The sequence below is a fragment of the Candidatus Bathyarchaeota archaeon genome (assembly GCA_026014745.1).
GTDB lineage: Archaea > Thermoproteota > Bathyarchaeia > Bathyarchaeales > Bathycorpusculaceae > Bathycorpusculum.
The window spans coordinates 774,253-800,407 of the sequence record JAOZHS010000002.1 but is presented as its reverse complement, the minus strand read 5'-3'; the positions used below and the strand labels follow the sequence as shown (position 1 = coordinate 800,407).

Below are 26,155 nucleotides of genomic sequence, written 5' to 3'. Positions count from 1 at the left end.
AACTCGGTACATTCCCATATAAATTACGACTCTATACCTAATATATCTATCTGCGACATAAACAGGTGGATCTTCTGTTTTTGCCTAATTAATCGTTTTATCTGCGACCTTTTATTGATTTTTGATTATTGGCGCGGAATTTTTTGTCAAAAAACCTTTTTTCTATCCATTCCTTTATTAGGTCGTTGATATACTCCATGCCTTGAAGAGTTCTCTTATCCCCCTGGGTGCGCCTATCTGAATAAGGATTCTTTTCAAATATTACAAACAGCTGAGGTTTGATGCACTTTGTCTACGTTAAAAAGAAGACTCAGTAACAAACAGTTCCAGCCTTGATACTAAATAGGGGTGAAAAAATGCAAAGAACTCTCTATGACGCAAAATGCGCTACCTGCAATCAACCTACAACTGTACCTTTCAAACCGACTCCCGGAAAACCGGTTTACTGCAAAACTTGCTTTGCTAAACGTTTAGCGAATCCATCTCAAAAAGCACAGGCAACTAGTTGTTTTGAGCCTAAACAGGTGTGGGCAAGGCGTAGATAATGCTCGTCGATATTGTGACCTTTTTGGAGCTTGAACTGTGAAGTTAATTAAAGGTTGGCGCAGAATCAGTAACAACGGTGGCTTTGTTAACCAAACTACAGGGCAGACTCTGATAGTTGCAAAAAAAGATTTTAGCCAAACGTATCATGCCCTTCTTTTCGTTGGGCAACAAACTAGCAACGCCGAAGGGACCCGTATTTCTCCTGAATATGCAACGGCGTCTAAAGCTGAAGCTTATGCTTTGCAGTGGATGGAAAAACATCCCGACGGTTTAACCTGACTTTAGCTGTATTTGCCATCCCTAAAGGGCATTTGGCGGCGTGGTAAAAACAAAAAAACTCCTCAGTTTAGAGTATACGACCCTTACCGTTTGAAGGTAAACCGATTAACGGTATGCTAAATTTAGGCTTTAACTTGCGCTTTTAGTTTTCTTTGCGCTTTCTTTAGGTGCGATAGCTTGTTTAGCTTTGTTTTGGCTTTAACTCTGCAGATTTTTCCGTGAGTGTTTTGGTAGTATTTTTTTCCTTTAGTCTTCAACTTCACATTTGTCAAAATTGACCCTTCTTTTGTTATTTCAATGCATCCTCACTATTTGAGGTTGCCTATAAATTTCTAGGGGTCTGCCTCTGCGTTAAGAGGGGGTGGGTTAAAGATTGTTTTATAAGCTGTTTTGCCCTAAAGATTCTGCGTGGGGTAGCCTTGAAGGTCAGCTTTAATTCGATTGCGGCTTGGGTTAGGGCTGGCGTGAACCGTTGGCGTCTCGCCTTTTTGGCATTCGCGTTAGTTTACGGGCTGATATTGATTTTCGGTATCCCCCCAATCGGCGGTTTAGCCGTGATGCCTGTGCAGTGGGATGAAGTCGGCAACCTCAACGCAGGCATCCTGCTACTGCGTGGCAACTTGGAGCAGTATGCGGCATGGAACAATTTCTATCCGCCTCTCTACAGCGTTCTCATTGCAGGCTTCTACTCTGTGGGCGGCGTGGGCGTCTTTACGGGGCGACTTGTCTCAGTAGCATTTTCGCTGCTGTCTATGGGAGTGGTTTTCGAGTTTACCCTGCGATTTTACGGTGCTAAAACTGCATTGCTTGCCAGCGCCTTTCTAGCGGTAATACCTGGCTATGTGCTGCTTAGCCGCATGGGTATGATAGAAACCACCCTGCTCTTTTTCTTCACGTTGACGTTGGCGTCGTTTTTTGTTTGGTTAACCAAGCATCAAACCAAGTTTCTAGCGCTAAGCATCGTGGCTTTTGCTTTGGGCGTGGCAACGAAGTATCAGACGGTGATTGCGCTTGTGGTGGCGGCGGTGGCTTTGGCGGTTTTAGGGCGGGGCTATTTGATGGAGAAGTTCCGCACGGTTCCCCGTTTAATTTTGGCTGTTTTGGCGGTGGTGGTGCCGTTGGCGGCGCTGTTTTATGGATTGTATTCAGCAGGGATGCTAAATCAGTGGCTCTATGCCTTAAACATCGGCAACCCCGACAAATCCCTCTACAGCACGGGCGTTGGACGTTTCCCCTCTTGGTATGATGGGTTGCCGAGTTGGGTGCAGGTGCCCATCTTCTACCTCATCGAATTAGCCGCACAATACCCCACAGTGCATCCCATCTCGGTGGTGCTTTACGTTTTGGGGTTGGCAGGGCTGGTGGGTTTAGCGCTAAGACACAAAACCCAAGACAAATACCTGCTCATCTGGTTCATCGTCGTCTACGTCTTCTTCACAGCCATCCCGAACAGGGAGTGGCGCTACCTTATTCCGCTGTTTCCTGTTTTGGCGATTGCGGCTTCGAATTTGGTTGTGTCGGGGTTGGGTTGGTTGCAGAAGACTTGGCGGCTGCCTCATTTGAGTGTGCCCAAGAGGATGTTGATGCAGGGGGCTGCGTGCGGCTTAATCGCTGTTACTTTAGTTGGTTTTGCGTTTAGCGTAGGCGACGCATATAGCATTTCTGAGAATTATCAGGTCGAATTGCCCATCGGGGACGCGGTTAGCTATGTCACAAGCCACCTCTCCGAGGGCGAAAACGTTATGGTGCTTTGCCCCTTCAACTTGATGGACCAAAGCATCGTCTGGTTCTACCTCAACCAAAACTCCCCCACACCCATCGGAGTGTATCAGTTTCCAGCGGAGCCCGTGGACACCTACACGCCGAATTTCAACATGACGCAGCTCATCAACCAATGCGAAGCCAACCACATAAAATACCTCTTAGTCGACGAGTATGGCGGCGCGAAGTATCATTATTTTGGTACAACCCTCTCGTTCCCCGATTTCAACCAGACATTGATGGCGACGGGCAGATTCCACTATGAACCCACGGTGTTTTGGGAGGAGCCGGGGCGAATTTTTGTTTTAACATTTTCATGATTTGCCCGGCTCGTTTTTTATGTTTAAAACAATTTAGAATTTATTCCAAATTGAGTAAAAGATAAATCTAAGAAGAGCCTGCGCATTTAAGTGTAGTAAAAAATGCAAAAGTTAGGCGTATTGTGTCTAATTTTGGTTCTAAGTTTGTTAATCGTTTACACCTTACAAGTAACTAGGGCTAATCCTTCCGGATATGACTTCTTTTTTGGGAATAGACCTGCTCCAGCAAATGTTGCCCCGCCAAGAATTACTATTGTAACTCCAATAGCCAACGCAGACTATTCCAATGGAACTCTAAATGTAAGCATAACGGTAACCGACCCCAAAGGTCACAACTATAATATGTACACTTTAGGGGTTTCGTATAAGGGCGATTGGATACAAGAATATGTTTCAGTAGTTGGGAAAAAAACAGGTGATATTACCCAATTTGACTTTAACATCACTGACATTCCCTTCGGTCCGCATACATTAACAGTAGCAGCAGGGGCGGATGGCGAAATCTTGAAGGATGGTCTTCATGAGTATAATTGCTGGCTAAAAAGCAATTCATCAGTTAACTTTGAAATGTACACAACTCCAAAAATAAGTTATCCATCTCAAAATGCCACCTTAACAAATTCTTCTTTTCCTTTAAACATCACCGTGGACCATCCAGTTAACAATGTTTTTTATGCCGTCGACGGACAAGAAAAAGTCCCGATTACTGGAAACACAACCTTGACTGGTTTGTCCAACGGAAAGCATTATATCATTGCTTATACGGAAGAGCCATCGGGCCGTATAGATGCCTCCGAAACGGTCTTCTTCAACGTTAACATCCCAAATGATCCAATGTTTACTATGATTATTGTTGCTTCTTTAGCAGTGATTATTTCAGTAATTTTACTTGGCGCCCTCATAGCAATTAGAAAAGTGAATCGTAACAACTAAGGGCGAGCGAAATCAAATTCTAATGTCCGATTACAAACGTCCATTTTCCATGTTGCTGCTCTAATTTAACGATAAGTCAAGAAACCTCAACCAAAGATCCCTCTCTTTTGTCAAGAAACCTTGACAAAAAACGTTTTTAGGCAAGAAAGAAACCGTTGAGTGAAGGAGTCTTTGTGGATTCAAGGCAAGGCAACCTCTCCATTTTCGTGATCGCTTTTCTGGTTCTGTTAATGGTTGACGCCAATTTGGTTGCCTATGGTGTGGCAAACCCTTATATGATAACTGGTCAGGTGCCTCCCGACCAAGAGACATACCCACCTACAATCAACGTGGCTTCACCGAACAACAATACCGCTTATAATACCAGTCGTGTGTCGTTAGCTTTCAATGTGACTGCTCCACAATCAAGAACCGCTTCATTTACAACCGTGCAACGCGTAACGTACCAAACCGATTGGAAAAAAGACACAAACGATATTCTCCAAGGCTGCCAAGAACAGGCGACGTTCAACCTTCTACTCTCAAACGTTCCCGAGGGACAACATAACATAGTGATAAATGCCGTTGGGATGGGCTTCTACACAAACGAGAAAGAGTTAACCCGCAAAGAGTTTTTCATAAGCTCTACAGCGACAATAAGCTTCACAATAGACCGCACGGCACCAACTGTTTCGGTTTTGCCCCCAGAAAACGTGTCCTCAACCTCGGAGGTCCCGCTTAACCTCACGGTCAGCAAGGCTTACTCAAAAATCGCCTACAGCCTAAACGGGCAACAAAACGTTACGGTCAACGCGAACTCGACTATGTCTCCTTTGCCTGCGGGAGAGTACAACATAACTGTCTATGCTTGGGACACTGCAGGTAACTTAGGAGCTTCTGAAACTGAATACTTCTCCGTCGCAGCAATACCCCCCGCAGCGCAAGCAGTTGAGGTTTCCTTGATTGTGCCGGCGGCTGGTGCATTGTTAACGGCGGTTGTTATTGTTGGCGTCGTCTTGTTTTTTAAAAAGCGTTCTCATGCATCAAAATAGTATTTTTTGTTATGCTGTTTGTTTGCCAAAATTGCTTATAGGCGGCGGCTGGGCTCTGGGCTGACAGGTGAGACATGACCGACCCCGCCTGAATGGGCTATGCAAGTGCCCGACTGCATATCGCTGTGCACTGCTTTTTGGTGTTTGCAAAGAAATTCAGTAATTTAGGACTTTGGAAAACATATTTGGATCCTATTAGTGGTTCTATGCAGAAACCTAAGGGGGGTAGGTCAGTATTGACGCAGAAACGCCTCATTAGTATGTTGAAAACCAGTGCTTTGCTAAAACCGTTATTCTGCATGATTTCCCTTATTTCGGGGCGTGTAGCGTTGTTGAGAAAACTATATAATGCGTTTTAACGTCTAACCCTTCCAACGAAGGGCGTATCACACTGTGAAAGTTACTCTTATCAATCCTCCCTATCCGCCACATGTCCACTCCCACCCCCCGTTCATCCCCTTGGGGCTAGCATATCTGGCTGCAGTCGCCGAAAAAGAAGGCCACGAAATCAGCGTCATCGACTGCCAAGCTGAACATTTAACCAGTGACCTCTTCCGCGCCCGCATGAGCAAAGAATCCCCCGAAGTCGTCGGCGTCACCGCAACGACTCTGCTTTACAAGTCCGCGATGCAACTAATCGACATCGCCAAAGAACTCCACCCCAACGCAACAACCATGCTGGGCGGCAGTCACGGCACATTTTGGGACGAAAACGCCCTCAACGAATACCCAAGCCTAGACATCGTGGTCCGCCGAGAAGGAGAAGCAACCTTCGTTGAACTTTTAGAAAAACTCCAACACAACGAACCCCTAACAAACGTATTAGGCATAACCTATCGCCAAAAAGACGGAGCCATCCGCCGCACCGAAGACCGCCCACTCATACAAGACCTCGACGCCCTACCCTTCCCCGCACATCACCTGATGCCAATGGAAAACCTCAAACGCATGGGCAAAATCCTCATCCCCCTCATGTCAAGCCGCGGCTGCGTGTTTTGGTGCGACTTCTGCAGCACCGTGCGCATGTTCGGCAGAGGCTACCGCTGGCGCAGCGCCAAAAACGTCGTCGACGAAATGCAACTTGTCCACGACAAATATGGCGTAGACCAAGTCACCTTCTACGACGACGCCTTCTCAGTTGACCGAAACCGAGTCCTAAAAATCTGCGAAGAACTCCACACACGCAAACTAAACATGATGTGGGACTGCGGCACCCGCGTAGACATGGTTGACCGCGAACTGCTAAAAACCATGAAAGACGCAGGCTGCATCGCTGTATGGATGGGCGTTGAATCCGGTTCCGAAGCCATCCTTGGCGCAATGCACAAAAAAATCAAACTCGACCAAACCCTTGATTCCTTCAAAACCGCACAACAAGTCGGCTTAATGACCATCGCAAACGTCGTTTTGGGCTTCCCAGGCGAAACAGAAGAAACCGCCAAAGCCACCATAAACTTCGTCAAAAAAGTCAACCCCGACGACGTCGGCTTCTACGTAGCAACCCCCTACCCCGGTACACCCATGTATGAGCAGGTCATCAAAAATGGCTGGTTACGTGTTACTGACTTTGACAAATTCGACACGGCAGGTCCCACTTTTGAGACCCCGCAGCTTAGCATGGAGAAACTTGCCGAACTCCGCTATAAAGCCTACCAACAATTCTATCTACGTCCAGGCTACGTGTTTAAGATGATGCGAAAAGGCGGAACTTACGGGATTTCTGCAGTGAAAACTTCAGCGGCATATGCCCTAAGGGCTATGCACATCAAGCTTTCCTAAGCTTTTTGTTTTCCTTACAAACGCAACTACTGAAAGCGTCAACACAAGAATGCTCAGGGAAACCGCTATCGAGTTTAGATTGATGCCTATGGGGGAGAGTCCCAAAAATAATCCCATTAAGCCAGCTAAAGCGAAACTTAACGCGACGGAAAGCACTATTTCTTCAACTATATCCAGTTGGTTCTTGCCGACAAACAAAATATTCACAAGACAATAACCGGGCAGAAAAGAGATGAACACAAAGCTAAGGATATAGCGTGGGATGAGGCTGGCGGAGAATTCTTGGCCGCTTGGAACCGCCAAAAGATAAGTAGCAAGTAAGGTTAGCGCTGTGAAAACGACGATTATTAGGAGCCATTTGAGAGGTTTCAGAGTAGATTCCTTTATTTTTTTAAAATAAAAAATAAGGAAGATGTTTTTACATGAACATCTTATAGATTGGATGAGTCTCTTCGAGGGGTCTTGTTCCGAGGTCGGCTGCTGCTGATGCAATGTATGTGTCAGTGACTGCGACTGCTGGGAATACCCATTCTGCTTGTTCAGCTGGACCAATCATGAGCCAGTTTGCGCCGGCCATTTGCATGATGGTGTTGGTTGCACAGACGGGTCCCTTGCGGAATTCTTTTGCGACGTTTGCTTTGACCCAACCCATGGTTGTGACAACGTTGCCGCTGCCTAAGCCTACAGGGTGACCATACTTTTCTTTCATGACTGGTATGGTGCGCACAGAGGTTCCCATGTCTGGTTCGAATGCGGGAATGGCTGTGTCGATCAGTGGTTTGGTGATGCCGCCTTTTTCGGCTAATGCTAACGCTTCAACGATAACATTCATCTTGCCTTCTAAGGTGGTATCTTTGGGGTCATCAGCTAGCACGATGGACATTTTGATGCCGCTTTCTTTGAGGTTAGCGAGTTCAGCATCGGTGACGCCTTTATAGACAGAGTTGTAGAGGCACCTGTCTGCGAGGCCCATCTTCTTTGCGAGATTCGCTGCTGCCATACGAGTTCTGGGACTCATTGCGTCAAGCATGAGTGGTGCTTCAGTGTGTTTCGGTACGAAATCAATGTATTTTTCGAATGCTGTTTCGGTTGTTGCGACAATGTCCAGAGCGAATGGTACACCGGTTATGTCGCTTTGAGTTTGGCATCTGTTAATAATTTCTTCGGCAGCTTTTGCATCAAAAATGCCTTTGTTTGCGTCTTGGACCATTTTTTGGCCTAGCCAAAAGATGGAACCAATCAGGAAAGTTGGATTTTCTCCTGGTTGACCGCCAATTTTTGCTTTACCAATCTCATAGATGTTTTGTTGGGTTTGGAATTTAAAGGACATTTTTCCACATCTGATGGATTATTTCTTAAGAGCTTTCTTTGCTAGTTCTGGAGCTTCTTCTTTGTTTTTGCCAAAGATTGCGCCAAGTGCGTCTGCGTCTTCTTTCTTGACTGCTGCGCCGCCCATGATGATGCCGACTTTCTCTTTGAGGCCGTTTGCCTTCAAGAGTTCGTCAAGTTTTGCTAAGTTGTTCTTTGCTGGGACTGTGTTGACGGAGAGTGCAAGTAGGTTTGCGTTGTTTTCTTTTATTTTGTCAATGAATACTTGGGGAGCAACGCTTTTTCCGACGTCAATGGTTTTGAAGCCTGCGCGTTTTAGAGATCGGCGGACTGCTTCTTTTGCTGTGTCATGCATGTCTGGTTCAATGTTGCCGATAACGACTATGCCTAATGGATTCTCTGGTTCTGGAGGCTCTTTTTCCATCATAGATTTAAGCCACGACATTTAAACACCTTTTTTCCTTTTTAGATACTCTGGGCTTTTTATACTCGAAATTCATATTTAAGCTTTGACTCACAAATAATCAATAAGTAAGACATATTTCCTTAGGAGAGAGTGGATGCTAAAGTTAACAAGAAAGCCCCTTCTGTTACTGTTAGTTTTCGTTTTCTCCTTCATTTACCGTTTACTCTTTATGCTCTGGAATGGGTTCCCCTCCGGCGCCGACATTGGACTACACAACAGCGTCATCTACTCCATCACAGCTTCTGGAAACACGAATTTTCTGTGGAACTTCTACCAAATAGGCGGCGGACTATCCTTAACCTTCCCCGGATACCACATCTTTTCCGCAGCAATCATCTTCATGACAGGGCTACCCGAATACATAGCTCAAGCAGTCGCTGTATCCCTATTCTCCTCTCTGCTCGTTTTAGCCTCTTACCTTATCACCCGCAGAATATGGAATGAGTCCGCAGCGTTTATTGTGGCGTTTTTGGTAGCGATTTCCCGCTTCGACATCGAAATGCTGCTCTGGGGAGGCTACCCCAACGCCATAACCCTGCTGCTTATTCCGCTAATTTTCTATTTGTATCTCCAAAAGGACCGCTTCTCCCCAACGCCCTTTTTGGCATCCACCTCGCTTTTGGTGGCCTCATTATTTTTATCTCACTCCTTGAGCGCAGCCATCTTTGTGGGCGTAACCTTCCTCTCGGTACTCGCCATCTTTATTGCTCCTAAAAGCTTAGGCGTCACCCGAAAAACCGGCGTTTACTGGTTACTTCCCGTCTTTATCGGAATTGCCTTGGTATCTCCTTTCATTGCAAGCGCGGTACCCGCCTATCTAAAGGACAACTCTACCTTCAACGTCTCAGCTGGAACAGACGCAATCAACGCCGCTACCCTCTCCACAAGAATCCTCCCCCTCGAATTAGTGCTACCCTTATTCTTAATCATCCCCGCGTTTCTGCTCTTCTCAAAAAAATATCAAGGAAAATACCTCACCCTCCCAACATTTCTGCTATGCAGCTGGCTATTGGTACCCCTCATTTTAACACAGGGCTACCTGTTTGGTTTCATAATCGACTACAACCGCTTCTTGTACTTCGTCATTTTACCCATTATGATATTTATCGCGATGCTCATTGATCATGGCGCAGATTTCTTCGCTAAAACCGTAGACGCCTACCGAACGCTGCAGAGTCAAAAAGAACAAGCCAAACCCACCCCCGCGCCAACCCCCCCGGTTTCCTATCCTACCAGTCTGCATCGTGCTCTTGACAGACAAAACCAAAAAGCAAAACAAAACGCCGACAAGACAGCCGCATGGATCTCCAAACATGCGACCCACAAAACCGTCTACAGCCTCTTTCTACTGAGCTTTCTATTGTTCTCTTTTTTTGTTATCCCTATTTTTATGACCCCTATTCAAGGTCGGACGATTGAGAATTTCTATCAGTTCATGGATGAACCCGGCTGGGAAGCTATTCAGTGGCTTAAGGAAAACACTCCCGCAGATGCCATTTTGGTTTCGGATGCTCATTACGGTTGGTGGCTCTCTGGGTTTGCCCAGCGTCCCACTCTCAGCGCGGTGGACCCGCAGTATTTGACGCTTGCACGGGAGTTTCCGCTTGCTAAGAACGCCAGCAACCTTCTTGATACAAATTATCTGGTAGATAACGGGTTGGTGCAGGTACGCGAAGACGGCGGCTACATCGCACGGCATAACCCTGAAATCTTAGCTAACCTCAACTGGACCTACTTCCCCTACTCTTTCTTCAACTTTGACAGCAATCAAAACATCATAAAATACAGTGTGGATGGCGTGCAGTATTCGACTTCTTTGGATCAACTTACGGTGCGAGATATGTATATGACCTCGTATCCCCAAGTTGATCCTGACTATAACCTCATAGTGGTCCGCCGAGGCAACGACTACTTCAACTATACTCAATACACCACCATCTACCGTGGCGTCCGTTTCGTCAACTTGACCGCAACACTAGACACTGCCCTGCCCAATGTTGAGTTGAATTGGTTGGATATTGATGTAGAAAGCAAAGGCATCACAATACCCTACGCGGATTCACAGACCATTGGGTTGATTGATTTAGGCGTGAAAACGTTTGGGCAACTCATCTTTAACGAGAACCAGCCGGCTGTGACTGCTCCAACCGAGCACTCCAACAAGATGCATTTAGAATATAATTTGCAAAACCAAGTCCACTTCCAGTATCAGATACAGGCAGCCGCCTACTCCGTTACCGACAGCCTCCAATACTACGCTGACCAGCAAACAATGAATGACTATTTTGTTCCCTTGATAAGCGCGAATTTGAATTCTTTCGGTGACGTTGTTAGCTCCGAAGGGTTTGCTGAATCTTTTGACTACAAGATTTCGCTCCAAGATCACAACGTTTCCTACGTTATCCTTCACGTTGAAGGCGACCAACAAATGCCGACTGAAATGGCATCCAAGTTTCTGCATGACCCCGCATTTGACCTTGTATTTATTAACAGCGAAGTCGCCATCTTTCAGGTCGTGGGGAACCTCAATCAAGACGGGTGAACGCTGACGCCTTGATGGATAGACTAACGAAACCAAAAAAACTAGAAGTCCTCTTCTTTGCCGTTTTCTCAGTTGTGGTTTTAACAATCTTCTACATAGTCATATCTATGAACGGCGTCGTCTTAGGCAACGACCCCGCGGTGCATCTTGAAAAAGCCCAAATATTTCTTAACACCCAACAAATCCCCCTCTCGACCGTGAGTTGGACGCCGCCTCTCTATGAAATCGTCTTAGCAATGTTCATCTCTCTTAGTGGAGCAAGCGACATCGGTCAGTTCATCTTTATGGTTAAAGTTGTCACGGTGATTGTGAATTGGATTATGGTCATGTCAGTTTACCTGTTGGCCAGCAAATTCTTCACCAAAAAAGTCGGCGTCGCAGCCGCAATTCTTCTATTGATGTGCTTTCCCATCTTTGAGCTCAACCAATGGGGCGGCTGCACCACCGTTTTAGGAATCGGTTTCCTGCTTTTACTACTAACTTATTTGCCACTATCCGTCGAGAAAACCGGTTACCTTGTGGTTACATTCTTTTTTGCTTTCTCGGTTGTGTTGACACATCAGTTGGCAACGTTTGTCGCCTTCTTTATGTTGCCGCCTATTCTGCTGTTTATGCTCATTAAATCTCGTGGTGCCTCCCTCAAAGTAATCATCGCACTGATTTTTGGCGGTGGCATCGCGTTTTTCATCTATTACTTCCACGCCATGATTGGCTATCTTGGCGAACTAGTCTACATCCTCTTCTTTAGCCAAAAAACCTACGCCTACCAAATCGGCGCAACCACACTCAATGCCTATACGGTTAACTTCGGTTTCCTTCTGTTGCTTGCCATAGGCGGATTCTACCTTGCCTACAAGACGCTTCGCGCAACGAAGCGCATGCTTTTCTTTTTGGTTCTGGTCTGCAGCTTTGTGGTTCCCTTCTTTTTTGCCCAATCCTACCTTGTGGGGCTATTCTTACCTTTCCAATGGTTCATCTACTACCTAACTCCACCTCTGGCTATTTTCGCCGCGGTCACCGCTATATTCCTAATTCAAAAAGCTCCCGAATTCTACGCGAAGCACCGGGCAAGCTTCCGCAAAAACTGGGTTAAAGCAGTCACCGTGGCCCTGATTGTAATCGCGGCATCCGCTGTGGTGGTGCGTGCAGATACGGTTTACGGTAAAATCTTGGAGGCAGGCACCTTCTACTCCACCACTGACCCCAAAGCCTACGATGCAGGGCTCTGGCTCCGCGATAACTACCCCGAAAACTCCACCATTGTGGTTTCAGAAAACCCTGGTTTTTGGTTCCAGGAATTCTCAGGCAAAAGCGTCATTGCCCAAACTAATCCCATTATTGAACGCAACGAAGTCGCCGAATCAGTGTTAAGTTTGTCTTATGAGATTGAGCATCCCCAAACCATGCTTTCCGCTTATGAAGCCAAAGGTGACATCTCGCAAGAAATCTTTGTGCCCCTCGACATGGTCTGGAACCAAGTTGCTTACACCTCACGGAGCGGGGATTTCCTAAATTACACCCAGCAAGGTACGGTCAACAAGGTCACTCTCAATCACATGGCTATGCACATAAACCTCCAAAACCAAACTGACCCCAAACAGATTCAGTTCATCTACACTAACGACAACATAACCCTCACAAAAACCGTGCGTTTCCAAAACACCAGCTATCCTCTTGACGTTTCTTGGGCTATCACGCCTTTGCAAAGCGATATAACCGACGTGACTTTGTATCTGAGCACCTTCTTTGATCTTCAGTGGAAGTTTGACTCCGTTGAGATTCCGGGGTTGCTGGATTGGGTTAATCCTTGGGATGCTCCTGAACCCCTGCAGTCGCAAGGTCCTGACTGGATTACAGTTAACTTCGTCGACGCCCATCTAACAAATCACTATCTCGGTTTATACGACGACACAAACGACGTTGCTTATGCCTATAACTTCACTGATCTGCCCTCTTGGGGTAACATTGGCTCGTTGCTTAATCGTCAAATCGACGCGGTCCGCTTCCAATATCAATACAACAGTATAGGCGTTAACCAAACCGCAACCTCCAGTTACGAGGTGTTAGCTTTGGCAAAAAACAGCTATCCCACCCTAACTCGTGAGAACCTTGAAGGAATCTTTAGCTTGCAAGTGCCGCCTTTCTCTGTAGAGACCCGTGACTTCCGCGACTACATGAGCGGCCGAAACGTCGGCTTCATTGTCTATGACAAAAACCAGCTTGACACCAAAATGATAAACAACCGTCTTCTGCAATTAATCTACTCCAACGACCGATACGCGATTTTCAAAATAGCAAACCAAACCTAAAGTCGGTCTATTGATAGAACAATCAGGTTCTCTGAAAAGAAATTAACAAAAAATAAAAAAGAAATATGGTTTACTGTACTTTACCCATAGGGTTTGCTCTGAGCTTCTCAAGATACTTAGGGTCTTCCTGTAGCACCTTGGGAATGTAGTTGCAGGCTGGGTCGGATTCGAAGAGGTCACCCGTGTAGTATTCGGCTCGGGTTCGGCATCCACCGCAGATTTCTCGGTACTCGCAGACTCCACATCTGCCCTTGAGGTTATTTTTGTCGCGTAGTTTGAGGTGGAATTCACTCTTCTGGAGGTCTTCCCATGCATCGCGTAGTTTCGTGGTTTTGACGTTGCCAATGCGGTAGCCTTCATGGAAACCGCAGCTTCGGTAGTCGCCGTTTTCTGTAATGCCGATATAGTTGCCGCCGATGGTGCATCTGCCGAGGTAGCCTTCGTTATACCATTCCCAGAAGTCTGAGGTGTTTTTCTGTTTCACGATGCGTGCGTAGAAGGGTGAGTAAACGTTGACTTTGACTTTGCCGTAGAGTCGTCGCTGGATTTCATAGATTTCGTTGAATGCTACTTCGTATTGTTCGGGTGTTGGGGCGAGGTCTTCCATGTTTTCGCCTGCGCGTCCGACTGGAACAAGGTTGTGGTAGACGACTGAGCGGGCGTGATAGTCCTCCGCTAACTTGGCGGTGTGGGCCATCTGGTGAATGTTATATTTAGTCATGGTTGTGACTAAACAGTCCAATAAGCCGACGCTGCTAAGTTTCTGCATAGCGTGCAGGGCTTTATCGTAGCCTCCCTTGCGTCTGATGTGGTCGTTTGAGTCTTTTTCGCCGTCAATGCTAATGGCTGTTTTAACGTTATATTTGCGCAATTTGTCGAAGCGCTCTTCATCCCAAGCATAGCCGCTTGTAATTAAACTGACATTGAGGCCATGCTCCTTCTCAGCATACTCAATGATTTCCCAAATGTCGGGTCGAACCAGAGGCTCTCCACCGCTGATTCCAAACCATTGTGAGCCGAATTCTGCCATTTCATCAACCATATGTTTGGCTTCTTCGGTGCTTAGCTCTTGGTCCTTTGCATAATCTTTAATGTAACTGCAATACCTGCAAGAGCCAACACAGTTGCGGGTACACCGCCAAACAACCATAAACAAGGGTGCCGTGGTTGGATTCATTTAATTCACAACGGAGAATAGATTTCCCCTGTCGATATAAAACTTACTGAAAACAAACAAAAAACCAGAAGTACCCCCATATTGCTGGAGTGGGCCTATGATGTGACCTCTCATTGTTTGGTCCTCTGACGACTGCGATTTCTGTCAAAGTTTTCCTAGCTCCCCATTGCGGCTAAACGCCGTCCAGACAGGCGCAACTTAGGGACCACGTTTGCCTAAAAAGCTCTTTTCCGCTGCCTAAAATTAATTTTTTAGTAGTAAACCATCAATTAACACGGGTTTAACATGGATCAAAGGTTTTTTAGGCGAATTATCCCCTGTTAACTTGCTTTTTCCGAAAGAGTTTAATAGCTAAGACTTTTAATAACACCTTTCATTTGAGAAGGTTAACTAAAAATGAGTAGTGAATCCATAAGTGAACAAGTTAAACCTGCCCCCCACATAAACGCTCCAATGTCTAAGACCCGCATTATGCAATACACGTTTGCTGCTCTACTTGTAATAACCGTCGTCACCGCTATTCTCTGGTTCCCAGTCACCTGCCCCACAGATGCACAATTACAAATCTATACCACGCTAACTGGCTCATGGCAAATGCCTCTTGGCGCAATCTTGCTAATTAACGCTCTCGTAGCTCTCGGCGTAGCAATCGGAATAGACCTGCTATTTAGCAAATTAGTCTCCGACAGTCAACTCAACATTTGGTCTTCAGCTGTTTTTGCGCTAATTGTTACACTTTGTTTCTCGCTTGGTGTCCCCTCCATGGCTATGGGCACTGGCGATGTGATGCCCATTGCAACCTTCACTGCACCTAACGCTTTCGTGTTCGTTGCCCTCATCACCATGGTCGGCCAAGTGGTCTTCAAAAAAGTCCTCGGCGCAGGTGGTGCAAGGAAACCACTCAACCCTGCCGCAGCCGCAAAATTCCTCATACTCCTTCCATTCCTCTTCACAATGCTGTTGCCCAAAGAACACTACGCCTCAATGGAGACAGGCGGTATCGGTATGCCGCTTCTCGCTGGTCCATTAGGTGGAGGAGACTTACCCGTTGGAAGCAACGGTCTGGGTTCTTTCACAAGCTACCTTCAATCATGCTACGCTAACCCCTCCAGCACTGCTGTTGCAGACTTAAACTCGCTCATGATCCTTGAGAAGTTCCACGGATGGCCCGGAGGCGCTTCAAGCATCTTGGTAATCATCGTCGGCATCGCTCTGTTTGCTCTCGCACACAAATACTTCAAATGGAAAGTTACAGGCGCATACTTTGCTTCAATCGTCGTCATGTCTTTGATCATGTCAACCGTCTATGCAGACACTGACCTTGTGTCAAGATTGCTCTTTGAAGTGTTCATCGGCAGCTCGATCTTCTTGGGCTTCTTTATGGCAACAGACCCCGCGACAACACCGTTTTCGGGAACGGGACAAATTATCTTCGGCGTCGGCTTAGGTGTACTAACGGTCCTAATACAAACATATATGAACTTCCTTGGCGGCTCCTTGCTAGCACTGATTATCATGAACTTAACGGTGCCACTTATTGACCGCATAAGAATAGGCAAACCCTTTGGGAGATGATTAAAATGGCAAACTTAGTTGTAATAAAAGAAGTCAAAGACGTTGCACGAAAAACCCCCATTGAAGTCTTCGCTGACCCCAAACTTGCAGTTGTCCTAGTCAACCAGCAAACCGGCGAAAACAACAAACCCATTGTTTCCGTTGGCGACACCGTTGCGATGGGACAAAAAATCGCAGACTCCACTGAACGCGTCAGTGCACCCGTCCACAGCCCAATCTCAGGCAAAGTCGTAAAAATCGAAAACGTCTTCAACAGTTGCTTTGGATACGAAAGTGAAGCAATCTTCATCGAAAACGACAACAAAAAAACCAAAGACACAAGCTTAAAGCCCATATCTGAAAGCGAATTCAAAGACATCTCCAGCGCAGACCTCTTAAAACGCATCCGCGAAGCAGGCATCATTGGTTTAGGTGGTGCAGGTTTCCCAACAAGCGTCAAACTCAGCATACCCGCAGACAAAAAAATCAAACAAATAATCGTGAACGGTGCAGAAGGCGAACCCTACGACACTGCAGACGAACGCCTCATGATTGAGCAAACCCAAAACTTGGTTCGAGGAGTTCGTGTTATCCGCAAAATCTTAGGCAACCCCAAAGTTATCATTGCTACCAAAGACAGCAAAGTTGAAGCTGTTCCTAAACTACAAGCAGCCTTCAGCAAAGAAGCTGACACTGAAGTCATCGCAAAACATTTGACCTACCAGCAAGGCGACGCAAGTCTACTTCAGAAAGCAATCCTAAACTATGAAACCCCGCCAGGCAAACGCAGCTACGAAATGGGCACCATTGTCCAAAACGTTGCAACCCTCAATGCCATCGCAAACGCCGTCTTCGAAGGTGAAGCCCTCATCTCGAGAGTCACCACATTAAACGGCGACGTCGCAAAACCCAAAAACCTCCTCGTAAAAATCGGCACCCCCGTCAGTGACATCCTAAAGGCAAACAACGTAAGCGACATCAAAGACGTAGTCGTCGGCGGAGTTATGATGGGTCAAGCACTCCAAACCATTGACTCACCCGTCACCAAACGCACCTCAAGCATCATCGTCTTCGCAAAAAGCAAAGCCAAAAAAGGCCAAGTGCAAACCGCTTGTATGCACTGCGGAAGATGCATAGGTGCATGCCCCGTACGTCTGCATCCGATTGAAATCTACAACGCTGCCATAAAAGGCGAATTTGAGAAAGCTCAGAAACTTTATGCAAACGACTGCATCGCATGCGGCACCTGCTCATATGTTTGTCCCTCAAGGCTGCCTCTGTCTGCAACTATAAAGATGGCACGTCAATAAGCCATCCCTTTCCTTTTCTTTTATTTATTTTTTAGACTTTTCTTCCAAAAAAGGGCATTTTGCAAAAATAACTATCCATCTGAATTGTGCCCATCCGTATTATCATTTTTTTGATTGTAACCTCTTGCTCGACAAGCCTGTAAGCATTAAGCTTATTAACATGCCACCACGTAAATAAGTCAAGGGATAAAATTTGGAAACAGAAAAATTCAAGCTATCTACTATACTCTACGGCTTAATTGTACCAGTAATCGTTGGTTTAATCATCGTTGCATTCCCAGCAGTACTTCGACCCGCACTTGACGGCTGGTTCCCTGCAGGCGATCCAATGACAGGCGCAGGCGCATCTCCTTATGCATTCCTAACCGCAATCTTCACTCATGGCTTTGCACAAATGGTCATATTTGCTATCCCAATCATTCTGGGCTTAGTCTGGAACAAATGGGCTGGTGGAGCATCAGGCTTCATCATGGGTACACTCTTGTACCTCGGCGAAGCAGGCTACAATAACCAATATACCGCAATGAACTATGGCATGACCACAAACCTCTATGCAGATCCAAGCTTCATCGGGAACTACATCGTGGGCGGTATCCTCTGCGGCTACATTGCAGGTGGACTCGCGAATGGTTCAATGAACTTCAAACGCATGCTCGGTGCAGGTCTAACAGCAGCTCTAGTTGTCGGTGCCTTACAATTCACATTCAACATAACAGTTGCCCAAGCTGCATATATGTCCGCAGCGAACCCCGGATATGCACTATTCCTTGCAATGCTGCCAATGATTATTCTCGGTATAATCGCGCCAATAATCGCAAAAGTCATGACCTGGTATGGCCTCCAACCAGTAAGGCATTAAATAATCAACATACCCCCCTTCTTCTTTTTATTTTAAATAACAAGAAACTCTTCTAAAAACCGAAAAGAAAAAAATTGTTATGTTTAGTGTTGCTGGTTTGCAGCGAATTCCCAAGCGATGTTGCCTTTCCAGACTTCACCCTGCTTGGTGATGCGAACTTCTTTATCGTCTATCTCAATGAGTCCCTTCTCTTGGAGGTTCTTGAGCTGTTTGGGAAAGACATCTTCGGGTAACTTGCCGAATTTCTCCATAAACTCTTTCTTACTGACTGGCAAACGCAGATATAGCCTGCTCATTTCCCGTCGCATCATCTCGTCGTCATCAGATTTTGATAGTCTTGTAATGGGGAGCTTTCCGCTGCTGACGACGTTCATGTATTCGTGGATTTCTTCGATGTTGCTGTAGCTGAACCTTTGCAGGTAACCCATAAAGCAACCTGCGCCGGTCGTTAGGATGCCGCCCCATGGCCAGCCGTTGAGGCAGTTTTCGCGCATATGCCATTCGTTGCGGCTGTAGCGGTCATGACCGACTGCTTTGTAGCCAGCGTCCGTTAGCATCTTGTAGGCTGTTAAATATAGTGCTTTTTCGTGTTCGCCGTCTCCGACAGGAGGTGACTTGCCTGTTTGAATCATCTTTTCAAGGGCGGTTCCTGGGTCAACATGTAATGAGTAGGCGTCGATTTCTACGTCTAACTCTATGGCTTTTTTGAGTGTAGCAACCCAGCTTTCCATGGTTTGCCCTGGAAGGTTATACATGAGGTCTACACAGACGCATAAGTCCAATTTGCGGGCGTGCCGAATTGCTCTTTCAACGTCTGCGGCGCTGTCGGGGAGGCAGAGCAGTTTTCGAATGTTATCATCAAAGGTTTGGGCACCCATATCCATTTGGTAGATGCCGTATGCGGCGAGTTTATCGATTTTTGGCAGCGCCAAAGTCTTAGAAGAACCTGTGACTTTGATGAAGTATTCTTTGTTTGTGGTGAATCTTTCTTTGCAGAAGTCAATTAGGTCAATCATTTGTTCTGCGGATAAGACGCTGGGGGTTCCGCCGCCGAGGACTATCTCGTCGAATACGCTGGTTTTGACGTAGCGTGTTTTAGCGTACATATCAAGCTCTTTTTTGAGGAGTTCAAGGTAATGGTCTATTTGGACCAAGCGGGTAGGTGCAGTGGGGAAGTAGCAGAAGGCGCATTTTGAGTCGCAGACTGAAATCCATGGTTGTAACTCCATGAGTCTTCCGCTGGTGTTTTCTGTGTTTAAAAATTCTAAGAATGCTTGGTAAGTTTCAGGTTTTATGTCTGGGTAATCCCTGTATGTGTAGGGAGGCCAGTTTTGTCGAGCTTCATAAGCTTCTGGTTGGCTTTTTTCTGAGGCAGATGATTTCATTTGATGGTCTCGTCTCTGTCTGGTTTATGTGTAAAAACCGCTCGATAATGTTATAAAGTTTCCGTAAAGACACCATTGCCGATTCTGTTCTTGGTGTTGAGTTGTTACTTTTTTGAAAAAATGTGATTTTGTGAAACTTTTTTATTAAGAAAGTTCGTATTTTATAATTTATTTTATTTGTATGCGATGTTTATGGAAAAACTTATTAAACTAACGCATCGACATTTTTAGCGTTTGGCAAGGCAAGTTAGCTATCCCTTGTCCAAGCAAACGAAAAGGAAACTGAAAAAAATGCATATATCAAAAAAGCAAGCTAGCTCTATAGCTTTAGTCACCCTCATGGTGGCTTCCCTCGCAATTGTCTTGACAACTCAACCTGCCACAGCACACAACCCTGCATATAACCTCAACACGTACACCTACGTCTTTCCAAGTCAACCCGTAGTTGGCGTAGGCCAAGAAATCCTCATACAAATGTACCTAAACGCTAACCCACCCACAGCATACGGTTCGATGGGTGACCGCTGGACGTTCTACTTAACAATCACCGACCCTGAAGGAAACAACGAAACCAAAGGACCCATAACCTCCGACCCAGTGGGCGGCGCATTCATCGTTTACACCCCCACCAAAACAGGCGTTTACACTGTTCAAGCAAGCTTCCCCGGTGCAACCTTAACTGGCGAACCTGGTCAAACAAACAGCATCTATGTCGGCGACATCTACGCACCCAGCACAAGCAGACCCAACACTTTCACCGTACAAGAAGAACCCATATCCCACTATCAAGAAACCCCCCTACCAACTGACTACTGGACTCGCCCAGTCTACGATACTAACCGTGGATGGGGTAACGTCGCAATGGGTCAATGGTTAGGCGGACCCTCCTACGAAAACATGCGCGCAACTGGCATCCCTAATACCCAAGGCGTAGCCAGCAGCCACATCCTTTGGACAGCACCCTACTGGACCGGCGGTATCATGGGCGGATTCGATGACACAAGCTACTACAACGGCATCGCATACGAAGGCTTCTCCAGTCCCATAGTTGTCCTAGAAGGCAAAGCATACTATTCCGTACAGAACCCACCAAGACAGGGCTGGTACTGTATCGACCTCTACACAGGCGAAACCATCTACTTCGAAAACAACACCATAGGAAATGCTGCCATACCCACGTTCGGCCAAGTCCTCAACTACGACTCACCCAACCAACACGGCGGTTTCTCATACCTCTGGCGAACCTCAGGCGTAACCCTCCCCGCTGGAAAAACAAGTGTGGGCTCAACATGGGAAATGCTTGACGGATACTCTGGAAAATCCATATGCAAAATCGCAAACGTAACCCAACCCCTGATTGTAAACGGACAACCAGTATTAGCTCCCGGATGGTTCGGCATGATGATGCCCGTCTCCACGGGTGCCTCTGGTACACAATTCCGAGATGTAATCGGAAGCGTATGCTACCTCAACTTCGTGAACCTAGGAAACACAACTAACCCCAACTATTACATGCAAATTTGGAACTCCACTCAAGCAATCTGGTGGAGACCCTCCTATGGCGTAGCTTACCCAGCAACACTCCCTAATGGCACAACCAACCTCCCCAACACTGCGACTTCAGATAACGCATACTGGTTCTGGAGACCCGGCTCAGTAAATGTTGGCATGTCCTCCTCGGACTACGGTGCAGTCTATGACGGCCTCAATGGTTACACAATGAACATCTCTGTTGCAAGCATCGGCAGCGGCTCTGTCCAATCTGTTGTACCTGACAAACATGTCGTTGTTGCATACGGCGGACAAAACGACGGTAGAGGAAACATACCTGGCTTTGTTAGACTCTACAGCTTAGCACCCGGCTCATGGGGAACTGTAACAAAAGATGTCAGCTTCACCGCGCCAAAAGCCTCAGATAACTTCCCCAACGCAACCAACGGCGGAGGCGTATCCTTAGGCGGCGTTTCAGTAGATGACGACGTCTTCTGGTTCACTGAAAAAGTAACCGGAAAAATGTGGATGTATAGCCTCACAACTGGCAAAGAGATCTGGACCTACACTGAACCCAACCAATTTGCCTTCTACGGAATGACCATAAACGTTCACAACGGCAAAGCCTACTCTTACGGCTCCTATGGTGTATTGGACTGCTTTGATGCAACCTCCGGTGACTTACTCTGGAACTACACCGCACCCTTCTTGGGCAACCTAGAAACTCAAGGACTTGAATACACACCCCTTAGCTTAGTCTTCTTCGTAGACGACGCTGCAACTGGACAACACTACCTCTACATGCACGGCTCAACTGGTTGGGCAGGTGAAACAGTCCCAATTAGACGCGACGGCTCAATCATATGTATCGATGCAGACAGCGGCGAACAAGTCTGGCGACTAACCGCATACCCCAACACAGCAAACAACGCCCTCTCTAAAGTTGTAATCTCTGACAACCGCATGTTATACCTAGACAACCACGATAACCAAATCTACTGTTTAGGCAAAGGACCCAGCGCAACCACCGTTTCCGCGCCCCAACTCTCTCCAATGTTAGGCCAAACTGTAACCCTTACAGGTACGGTTACTGACCAGTCAGCGTACGGTAGGCACAACGTTAATGGCGACTTAGACTTTTCACTCAAAGGCACCCCCGCAATCGGCGACTCAAGCATGGATTCCTGGATGGAATACATGTTCCACCAGCGACCAAAACCAACTGATGCAGTGGGCGTTGAAGTCAGTTTAGACACCATTGACCCCAACGGCAACTATGTCCACATCGGCAACGTAACAAGTGACAGCAGCGGCAACTTTGGCTTTTCCTATACGCCCGAAGTTCCTGGTATCTACCAGATTATCGCTACCTTTGCAGGCTCTAACTCGTATGGTCCATCCTCTTCAACAACATATCTAACCGTCAGTGAAACGCAAGCAACCCAAACACCTGAACCTACCGTGCAACCCGATTCTGTAGCTGACATGTATCTGTTGCCCGCAACAATCAGCATAATCGTCGCAATCGCTATTGCTACTGTTGTTATAGTTTTGGCGCTTCGAAAGCGTCCATGATTATAACTTACCCTTTTTTCTTTTTTTTGTTGATTTTCAAAAAACATTATGTTATTTTGGAATAATTTGAAAATTGTTGTCAAAAGCTGTTAAAAACTTGCGTGTTCAACATTGCTTGACATAAAATTTATAAGCTCCTTGCATGGCCTTCTCAGTTAGTGGCGACGCCAAGATATGGTTCTCCCGTGAGTTTCGTGTTATTGCCAATGTAAAATATTCATGCGATTTTTTCGGAAATTAATGGCGTTATGTGCTAAATTTTTGGCATAATGATGGCTTATTTTCCCATAATTTCTCAAAATTTGATTTTTCGTGCGAAAATCTTAAAAGCGTAAACGCTGTTACGCCTGCTCTATTGAACCCTAACTATAGACCTAGTAGGCGTTCAATAAAACGAGAGGAAAAAATATGAAACCAATAAATAACAAAACTCTAGCCTCCTTTATCGCCATCACTTTGCTGCTATCTATCGCCATCTCCCTTACTATGCCCTCAGTTTCTGCAGCCAGAACAGAATATGACGACATGTGCTATCTAGCATTAGCACCAAACGCTGTCGGCACCGGTCAAAGTGTAATCATCACTTTCTGGTGTGACAAACTCCCACCAACCGCCTTAGGCGACTATGGTGACCGTTGGACTTTTGATGTAAACATCATCAAACCTGACGGAACAAACGAAACTATCTCCGACATTGAATCTGACCCCGTCGGCGCAGGCTACACAATGTACACACCCGATCAAGAAGGAACCTACGTCATCCAAGCTATAATGCAAGACCACACCATCGACGGCGGCGCCAGCAGAGGCGCAGTTGCACCCGGCGGTGCAGGATGGTGGCCTTCCGGTCAACCAATCGCTAACTTTAACCCCGTAGGCATTGTCTTTAAAGGCGCTGTAAGCCAATACGAAATCCTCAACGTGACTTCATCTCCAGTACCACGCTACAATGAAACTCCACTTCCAAACGACTACTGGACTCGCCCCGTCTATGATGCAAACAGAGGTTGGTCCTCAGTCCTTATGGGACAATGGTTGAATGCTAACGAACTTGCACAATACGGCAACGGTAACAAATACAACCCCTACACCACAGGTCCAGCAAGTTCACACATTCTATGGACTAAACCATACTTTAACGGTGGTCTTGCAGGCGGTGTCTCAACAGTAAACACTTCTAGCGCTGACAACTCTTACTACAGCGGTCAGTCCTACGAAAGCTTTAGCGGTCCATCCATCGTTCTAAACGGTAAAATCTACTGGACGGTCGAAACAAACCCCCGCGAAGGCTTCATGTGCGTTGATCTCTACACTGGTGAAACAATCTACTTCCGCAACACTACAGGCGTCGTTGGCGGCATAGGCACTGGACAAACAAGTACTGGACGCATAATTGCAGGTGCACCCTCAATGGGGCAAGTCTTAACTTATGACTCTCCTAACCAACACGGCACTCTTGGCTACTACTGGGTAACCAACACTGAAGGCGGAACATGGACAACTGGATTTGGCGGATCATACACAAGTCCACGTTGGGATATGTACGATGACTTCTCTGGTAGCTACATCTGTAGCATAGGTAACCTAACGACAGTAACCCGAACTTCTGACAACCGAAACGTAGTTCAAGGCGCAACAGGAACCTCCGCAGTCGGCGTTGACGGCAGTATACTGCGCTACAACATTGTCAACTTAGGCACATCAGCCTCCCCGCAATGGTACCTACAAGTATGGAACACAACACAAGCTATCATGTATCCATTCTACGTAATCCACAACAGCGGTTCAGGCACTAACACTAACTGGCTATGGAGACCTAACCTCAACCAAACATACGACGGTCGCTATGGCTTCTCAGCAAACGTGAGCTTATCCAACCTTAAACTTCAAGGTTCAACCACTAGTATTCGACAGGTTATCCCTGACGATAAACTCATCGTTATCTACGCGGGTGTTAACAACGGCACAGCAAGTACTTCTCTTCCAGGCAGCGTATATGCTATCGACCTAAGACCTGGAAGTGTAGGAAGCATCCTATACAGCTATAACTTCTCCGCGCCAGCAACTTGCAGTGACTCATACGGACAGAACGAGCAATACAGTAGCAAAGGCACAGTTTTCGGAGGCATTAACGAACAAGCCGGTATCTTCTGGTACACTGACTCTATGAACAGACTCTTCTACATCTACGACCTTGCAAACGGTAAACAACTCTGGACCATGCCCGCAGGACCCCAAATGGAATTCTACGGTATGGGTACCTTGATTGTTTACAACGGACAACTAATAGACACAGGCAACTACGGCGGTGTCGTCCGCGCATTTAACGCAAGAACTGGTGAGTTCCTTTGGAACTGGTCAGCTCCAAGCGTCGGCGAAGGCGAAACCTCCTATCAGTATACACCCACTTCCTACGGTTGTCTCTCAGGCGACGGTTTACTCTACCTCTACTCAAACGAACACTCTGTCAACAACCCAATCCGACGCGATGCAATGATTTGGTGTGTTAACGTTACCAGCGGTAAACAAGTCTGGGGTCTAACTGATTGGCCAAGCGGTTCTCCAATCTTAGCAGACGGACGCCTACTCGTGGTTGATTGCCACGATATGCAACTCTACTGCTTCGGTAAAGGACCCAGCGCAACTACAGTTACAGCTCCGCAGACTGTTCCAACCTTAGGCTCAAGTGTCGTTATCACAGGCACTGTCACAGACCAAACACAATACGGCAGACGTACCTCCACTGGCAGTCTTGACTTTTCACTTAAGGGCACTCCAGCAATCGGCGATGCATGCATGGATGCTTGGATGGAATACATGTTCCACCAGCGACCAATGCCCTCTGATGCAGTCGGTGTTCCAGTCAGCTTAGATACCATTGACCCCAACGGCAACTACGTCCACATCGGCGACACAACCAGCGACTCAGCAGGCAACTACGGTTTCACATACACCCCAGAAGTTCCAGGTACCTACCAAATCATCGCTACATTCGACGGCTCCAACTCATACGGCCCATCATTCGGAACCACATACTTAGCAATCGGCAACGAAGCAACAACCGCTCCAACAGCAACACCACAACCACAATCCATGACTGACCTATACTTCGTTCCAGCCGTTATCGGTATCATCGTCACTATAGTCTTAGTTGGCGTTGTTATCGTACTGGTAGTCCGCAAACGTCCATAAACAGCAAACAAAAATCAAATCCTTCCCTTCTTTATTTTTTTTGTTAACCCCTTTTAGTCGCCTGCTTCGCAGTCATCGCTTTTTAAATTTTTCGAAAGTACAATTTTTTTGGGAATTTTTGATTCATACCGTAAATTTCTAGAATAAATTCGCGCTTTATACTCTATTTTATCATCAATCGCTATTTTTTTACACAAGTTTAATAAAGGACTGGCGCTGATAAAGCTGCTTTACTGACCGATTATTTGAATCGTTCAGAAAAAAAACTTAATAGGAAACTGAGAAAATGAAAATTGTAAAAAATAAAACATTTGCTT

At 46.5% G+C, this 26,155-nt stretch carries 18 protein-coding genes; 13 read left to right on the top strand and 5 right to left on the bottom strand.

What is annotated here, in order from left to right; genetic code table 11:
• Positions 1-356: 356 nt before the first annotated feature.
• The 6 genes from NWE92_10725 (at position 357) to NWE92_10700 (ending at position 6,649) form a co-directional block, all read left to right on the top strand.
• Positions 357-545 (top strand): hypothetical protein, encoded by a 189-nt coding sequence (locus tag NWE92_10725; GenBank protein MCW4030104.1) that lies wholly within the window; start codon positions 357-359, stop codon positions 543-545.
• Positions 546-582: 37 nt separating this feature from the next.
• The gene (locus NWE92_10720; GenBank protein ID MCW4030103.1) at positions 583-825 is read left to right on the top strand and encodes a hypothetical protein; all 243 of its coding nucleotides are present in this window, start codon (positions 583-585) and stop codon (positions 823-825) included.
• A gap of 419 nt (positions 826-1,244) precedes the next feature.
• Positions 1,245-2,906, top strand: a complete 1,662-nt coding sequence (locus tag NWE92_10715) for a glycosyltransferase family 39 protein (protein MCW4030102.1) — start codon at positions 1,245-1,247, stop codon at positions 2,904-2,906.
• A gap of 102 nt (positions 2,907-3,008) precedes the next feature.
• Complete coding sequence (locus NWE92_10710; GenBank protein MCW4030101.1) at positions 3,009-3,839, top strand: hypothetical protein; 831 nt, start codon at positions 3,009-3,011, stop codon at positions 3,837-3,839.
• Between the two features lie 155 nt (positions 3,840-3,994).
• A complete protein-coding gene (locus NWE92_10705; GenBank protein ID MCW4030100.1) occupies positions 3,995-4,870 on the top strand; it encodes a hypothetical protein in 876 nt (291 codons plus the stop codon).
• Between the two features lie 393 nt (positions 4,871-5,263).
• On the top strand, positions 5,264-6,649 hold the full coding sequence (locus tag NWE92_10700) for a cobalamin-dependent protein (protein MCW4030099.1): 1,386 nt from the start codon (positions 5,264-5,266) through the stop codon (positions 6,647-6,649).
• On the opposite strand, the gene NWE92_10695 is transcribed toward NWE92_10700, so the two are convergent.
• Genes NWE92_10695 through NWE92_10685 form a run of 3 tightly spaced genes read right to left on the bottom strand, consistent with a single transcriptional unit; the run spans position 6,620 to position 8,423 of the window.
• Positions 6,620-7,141: a DUF1616 domain-containing protein gene (locus NWE92_10695; protein ID MCW4030098.1), complete on the bottom strand. Its 522-nt coding sequence runs from the start codon at positions 7,139-7,141 to the stop codon at positions 6,620-6,622. The genes NWE92_10700 and NWE92_10695 overlap by 30 nt on opposite strands.
• A complete protein-coding gene (locus NWE92_10690; protein MCW4030097.1) occupies positions 7,068-7,979 on the bottom strand; it encodes a tetrahydromethanopterin S-methyltransferase subunit H in 912 nt (303 codons plus the stop codon). The genes NWE92_10695 and NWE92_10690 overlap by 74 nt, the downstream gene beginning before the upstream one ends.
• Before the next feature lie 18 nt (positions 7,980-7,997).
• Positions 7,998-8,423, bottom strand: coding sequence for a cobalamin-dependent protein (locus NWE92_10685; GenBank protein MCW4030096.1), 426 nt, complete (start codon positions 8,421-8,423; stop codon positions 7,998-8,000).
• Between the two features lie 115 nt (positions 8,424-8,538).
• On the opposite strand from NWE92_10685, the gene NWE92_10680 reads away from it, so the two are divergent.
• Both NWE92_10680 and NWE92_10675 read left to right on the top strand, forming a co-directional pair.
• On the top strand, positions 8,539-10,986 hold the full coding sequence (locus tag NWE92_10680; protein ID MCW4030095.1) for a hypothetical protein: 2,448 nt from the start codon (positions 8,539-8,541) through the stop codon (positions 10,984-10,986).
• Positions 10,987-11,000: 14 nt separating this feature from the next.
• Entirely contained in the window at positions 11,001-13,295 is a 2,295-nt protein-coding gene (locus NWE92_10675; GenBank protein ID MCW4030094.1) for a glycosyltransferase family 39 protein, read from the top strand.
• Between the two features lie 70 nt (positions 13,296-13,365).
• On the opposite strand, the gene NWE92_10670 is transcribed toward NWE92_10675, so the two are convergent.
• Positions 13,366-14,445: a radical SAM protein gene (locus NWE92_10670; GenBank protein ID MCW4030093.1), complete on the bottom strand. Its 1,080-nt coding sequence runs from the start codon at positions 14,443-14,445 to the stop codon at positions 13,366-13,368.
• Between the two features lie 423 nt (positions 14,446-14,868).
• On the opposite strand from NWE92_10670, the gene NWE92_10665 reads away from it, so the two are divergent.
• The 3 genes from NWE92_10665 (at position 14,869) to NWE92_10655 (ending at position 18,195) form a co-directional block, all read left to right on the top strand.
• Positions 14,869-16,047, top strand: coding sequence for an RnfABCDGE type electron transport complex subunit D (locus NWE92_10665; protein ID MCW4030092.1), 1,179 nt, complete (start codon positions 14,869-14,871; stop codon positions 16,045-16,047).
• A gap of 5 nt (positions 16,048-16,052) precedes the next feature.
• On the top strand, positions 16,053-17,336 hold the full coding sequence (gene rsxC, locus NWE92_10660; GenBank protein ID MCW4030091.1) for an electron transport complex subunit RsxC: 1,284 nt from the start codon (positions 16,053-16,055) through the stop codon (positions 17,334-17,336).
• Between the two features lie 193 nt (positions 17,337-17,529).
• Entirely contained in the window at positions 17,530-18,195 is a 666-nt protein-coding gene (locus tag NWE92_10655) for a hypothetical protein (GenBank protein MCW4030090.1), read from the top strand.
• Between the two features lie 83 nt (positions 18,196-18,278).
• Here NWE92_10655 and NWE92_10650 read toward each other — a convergent pair whose 3' ends face one another.
• The gene (locus tag NWE92_10650; GenBank protein ID MCW4030089.1) at positions 18,279-19,580 is read right to left on the bottom strand and encodes a coproporphyrinogen III oxidase family protein; all 1,302 of its coding nucleotides are present in this window, start codon (positions 19,578-19,580) and stop codon (positions 18,279-18,281) included.
• A 291-nt stretch (positions 19,581-19,871) separates the two neighbouring features.
• On the opposite strand from NWE92_10650, the gene NWE92_10645 reads away from it, so the two are divergent.
• Both NWE92_10645 and NWE92_10640 read left to right on the top strand, forming a co-directional pair.
• Entirely contained in the window at positions 19,872-22,646 is a 2,775-nt protein-coding gene (locus NWE92_10645; GenBank protein MCW4030088.1) for a PQQ-binding-like beta-propeller repeat protein, read from the top strand.
• 408 nt (positions 22,647-23,054) lie between these two features.
• Positions 23,055-25,838 carry a PQQ-binding-like beta-propeller repeat protein gene (locus NWE92_10640; GenBank protein ID MCW4030087.1) on the top strand — a complete coding sequence of 928 codons (2,784 nt, stop codon included), beginning with the start codon at positions 23,055-23,057 and terminating at the stop codon, positions 25,836-25,838.
• The last annotated feature ends 317 nt before the right edge of the window (positions 25,839-26,155 follow it).